This window comes from Pseudoalteromonas luteoviolacea NCIMB 1942 (assembly GCF_001625595.1).
Classification (GTDB): Bacteria; Pseudomonadota; Gammaproteobacteria; order Enterobacterales; family Alteromonadaceae; genus Pseudoalteromonas; species Pseudoalteromonas luteoviolacea_A.
On record NZ_AUXT01000011.1, the window covers coordinates 1 to 4484 of the forward strand.

Below are 4484 nucleotides of genomic sequence, written 5' to 3' on the forward strand. Positions count from 1 at the left end.
TTAAAGTGGGTGTCAACGCAAATTTTACTGGAAATAGACCTACTAATACAAATGAAACCTCTAGCAACTCTAAATTTATATCAACATGACCTGTCAAATTTAATGCAGGTTAGTAGCTCTAAAAATGAAACTAAATTGATATATTTTGGCTAGCATACGTAATAGCGACTAGATCAAAGTTACCGTTCTTAAAAAGCGCAGCTTTATAAAATATAAGCCTGCGCTTTTATGCTTGCAATTAGAACGGATTGTTCACTAACCTATTATCAAGGTAGTTGAGCATATTTTATTTCAAGCTTCGCACTGGTAATCGTGGCAAAATAGCTTCGCTCATAAGGTGAAGCAGTTAAAATAATACCGTGATTATTATTTTCACCTTCCACCCATTTTTGTACTAAATGGCTTAGCTGTTCAGACTCTACGACATAGCTATTATTAGCCATTGCAGTGGGGATCGAGCCTAAGCGTTGATCCCAAGCAGGACACACATTAAAGCTTTGGCAAAAATCATCATAACTCACCGCTTGACCATCTAGTGTACGCTTGTTTTGATTAAATACTTCTATCGTATTAAATGGCATCATTAGGCTGGACTCACCCACTTCGATGATCAGTTTAGCTTCCAAAACATGGCTACCTGAGATCTCTGGGCTGAAAGTTAATAATGTCTCATAGTCATAAGGAATTGAAGCACCTGATCGTAAGTAACCGCCCACTCTCGTATTATTAGAGGGTGTCACTGGTGATGTTTGCCAGTTGCTGCGCTCTAAAGCATATTGCAGTGCATCGAGAACCACCGTATACACAGGCATAAACTGCTCTTTTTTATACGCTCTGGTTTCACCCAATAAATTCAGCCTGGCGGATACTCTGCCCTTGGTAACCAGCAGTCCGACAAAGCGATATGGTCCATCCGCTTTGACAAGTGCCTTATTGCTTACATTAAACATCACCTCATTATCACCAGCAGCTAAGTTTGATGAAAATGTAATAAGGCCCAAATCTGTGTTATCTGCAGCAAAGGCTTTTAAAGACACTTGATAACGACCAGATTGCTTCACAAACACAGGGAAGCTGACATCAATACCAGAGAAATATCCGTCAGCTAACACGGGTTCTTCGGTGATTTCAGGCATGATCTCTATATCATCTCGGCATAAATCAGCATAAGAGGTACCTGTCGATAAGACATGGTCAGGTAACAATGCAGCTAAATGAATACCCTCTGAGTCTACTTTATTCACCCAGAACTTAGTAAGTTGATATTGAGATGTTTTATTTAAATTGGCTTTGAGCTCATCCCGTGAATAACTTAAATTAATGACTGATGCACCCACTGGCAAAGACACATTTTTATTGCTGAGTAACTTGCGCTCACTGTCAGAAATATCTAGATTCACGACGAATTGACCCGCTTCCAGCACTTCTAAATTGACTTTTGCATTGATTGCTTCAACACAGCCTGTGCTGTCTAACACTTTGTCATAGGTGATGTCATTAACATCAATAAAAGGGCTCTTCACATCAAGCATCATACCGTCTGTACGACGAACAATTCCATTGCTGGTGTTAATATCGACCGCCATACTTACTTTATATTGACCGGGTTTACTGAGCAAAAAGTCAATACTGTAGATCCCATCCGCTTTTTGTGCGTCAGCTTCTTCCCCATTATCTTGTGCAGTTAAAACGGTGTTCAGACCATCTGGGTCTGTTATGGTGAACTCCGGTGTAGCGCCTGCGATCGGTAAGCCCTTATCTAAGATAATCACAGCTAAAGGTGCCACCTCATCTACCAAGTACTCGGTGCGCGCAACGGCCATCCCAACTTGCAGGTTAGATCGCATAAATACCGTACTCATCACCACCGTATCATAGGTCGCGGTAGGAAAACGAACAACGGCTTGCCATTGGCCTGATTGCGGTTGCAGCTGCTCAGGGAGCAAGAAAATACCGCCGGGTAATGGATTCACAGCATCTAGTTCCGCGCCTGCGATAAACTGCGTTTTAGGATCATTGGCATCAACAACCATGTTACCCTGTGGATCAAACAGTTGAATACTGGCTCCCTCTACAGGCACAACTAACTCGACCCGAAAACTCTGTGCGCCTTGTACGTCAAATTGCAATGTCGCGCTTTCATCTCCTGTTTTAATCGCCACTGACGGCGTAGTCGGCGAATTTGCGACAATTTGTCCTTGAATACTTGCAGAAGCGGACGATGCCAAAAGCATCACCATCAGTATTAAACCTTTAGCAACTATGTTATCTATCCAGTATTTAAACGTTTTAAATCTCTTTATCATCTTTCAAATCCTTTTATTTAAGATGTATTGTGTTGTTAACTATGCGAGTAATGTTTTGTGCATTTTTTAACGTTGAATGATTCGCCATTACATTGCCTATAGCTTGACCATAGTTGGGGTTTGCACTGTTTAACGTCACAACAATATCATTATTTTGCGGTTGAATAGATGAGGTCGCAGCATATTTCAAAATAGTGATGGTGCGGCTCCGTTTCTTTGGCCGCGCAGGCAGTCTTTTAGTGACAATTTCTACGGTATGTGCAGAAGAAAAGTCTCTTAACACTCGCCATGCGCGCTCAGCACCATAGTGCGCTATACCGGGGAACAACCCTGCGGACTCATTGGTGGTCAGGTCGTTATCGCCATTTAAATCTGCATCAGCGCCAATGGTAAAGGTTTTACTGATATTACCACGCACCCCAGAGGCAATTGCTTGCAATGCTCGTTGGGTGGTTAAATCTCCAAGGCCCGGGTTTTGAGGTCCTTGTCCAAACGTCCACGTATTGACATATTTCGCGGCATAACCGTTCGGATCATCGCCAATGTTTTGATACCGATTAGCCGATGTTTTTTGAATGATGGATAGATCAGCTGCCACAGATCCCAAATGCGGAGTCGATAATGTCGACAAACTTAAAATATCAAACGGAGGGGCGAGTGCTTGTAAAGCTTGACTATCCAAACCTCCTTTACTGTGCGCAATAATATGTACCTTATCGGCTTTAAGCGGCTCCAAAAAGTCACGAATGTGGCCTTGTAATAATGCAGCATTGCCCGCACTTGTCCCGTTAGCAACTAGGCTAAATCTATCGTATAAAATACCTTGCTCGTCTAAATACGCCAGTACACCTGTTGCAGCATCTTCATCCCAAGTGGATGAGTCTGCACTGATCCCGTGGGCAAGTACATACGGTGCTGCTACCTCAAATTCAATTGCCACCCAATCAACCGACATACACCAGTTGTCACCGGCATTAGCAGTATCTATATCTATTTTTATTTCATTGATTTGGCCAAATTTAATCTCTTCAATGGGGATAGAGATGACATCATCAGTCCATTGACTATCCTGCCCAATTAAGGTTTTTTTAAAATGACCGTTAAAATATAAGTCATCAACCTCAGGATTAACTCCAGGTATATTGGCACTACTGTCGATATCATACACAGGTAAGCTCAAGGTTGCCGTTGCACCCAACATGCCATTGCCAACCAATTTACCTGGGTCTAATAAATAACCTTGGTTGTCTAGTACTGCACTGTTCACAACCTGAGGGACTTCGAGCTGAATAACAAGCGGGCCACCACTACTAAACGTGCACCCAGTGTCTAGACCTTGACCTTGGTCAACGACATACACACCCAGCTTTTCTTCTGGAGGAGCGATTGGTGAAGAAGAGGTACTAATAGATAATACGTGGGATAACTCACTATCTAGCTTATCCATTTGGTGTTGCTGTGCGGCGGAGTGTCCTTCACCGCCCACAGAAGTAAAACTCACCCCAGCCAAAGCAAGGGCAAACAATCCATGTTTGGAGGCACTTTTTAAAAAATGCCCCGCCGTGTCTTTAAATTCCATATACGCATCCTTTTTTCCATATTTTAAGTGTGCTTGTCTTTGCTGTAATTAACCAAATAGCGAGGTGATTTACTTCACCGCCTCTTACCAATAAATTCATAATTAGAGAGTTATATTCAACAGACTGAGCACGTAATATTCCATCACTACTGTGATCAATTCAGTCATGCAAGCCGCGACATGCTCACACACCCAATCGAGGAACTCAAGTAAGCAGCACTACCCTGTTAGCTGAATAAACACCGTATCTATCGACCGGAATTGGCCCTTGCTATACCTAATAGGTAAAAAGCTTACTTATCTTATAAATTGATTTATAAAAGAAAAGTACACATATTAATGCCAATGGAGGCCCCTCTTTACTTGCTCTTGTTAATTGCAAAGTTCTGACTTAAAAATGAAACGTATAATACTAAAGTTTGATGAAAACGCGTTCAAATCGAAAAGGTTTAAATATGTGGTGTAATTTCAAGCTATCTCAACCCTCTCGCGAATCAACAGGTGGATTTACTGAGTCTGATTTATCGGTCAATTCTGTCTGGGCGCGCTGCCATAATTAAAGAACATGTCTCAAATTAAACCCGAATTCAACATGCAAG

2 protein-coding genes are annotated in these 4484 nt (G+C 42.0%); both read right to left on the bottom strand.

Annotated elements, in window-relative coordinates:
- Nucleotides 1-266 precede the first annotated feature (266 nt).
- Nucleotides 267-2306 carry a hypothetical protein gene (locus N482_RS01480; RefSeq protein WP_063375404.1) on the bottom strand — a complete coding sequence of 680 codons (2040 nt, stop codon included), beginning with the start codon at nucleotides 2304-2306 and terminating at the stop codon, nucleotides 267-269.
- A 13-nt stretch (nucleotides 2307-2319) separates the two neighbouring features.
- A complete protein-coding gene (locus N482_RS01485) occupies nucleotides 2320-3885 on the bottom strand; it encodes an esterase/lipase family protein (RefSeq protein WP_155730432.1) in 1566 nt (521 codons plus the stop codon).
- Between the last annotated feature and the right edge of the window lie 599 nt (nucleotides 3886-4484).

Coding starts and splice junctions, on each gene's coding strand:
- N482_RS01485 (WP_155730432.1), bottom strand. CDS start 3,885: ATGGAATTTAAAGACACGGCGGGGCATTTTTTAAAAAGTGCCTCCAAA.
- N482_RS01480 (WP_063375404.1), bottom strand. CDS start 2,306: ATGATAAAGAGATTTAAAACGTTTAAATACTGGATAGATAACATAGTT.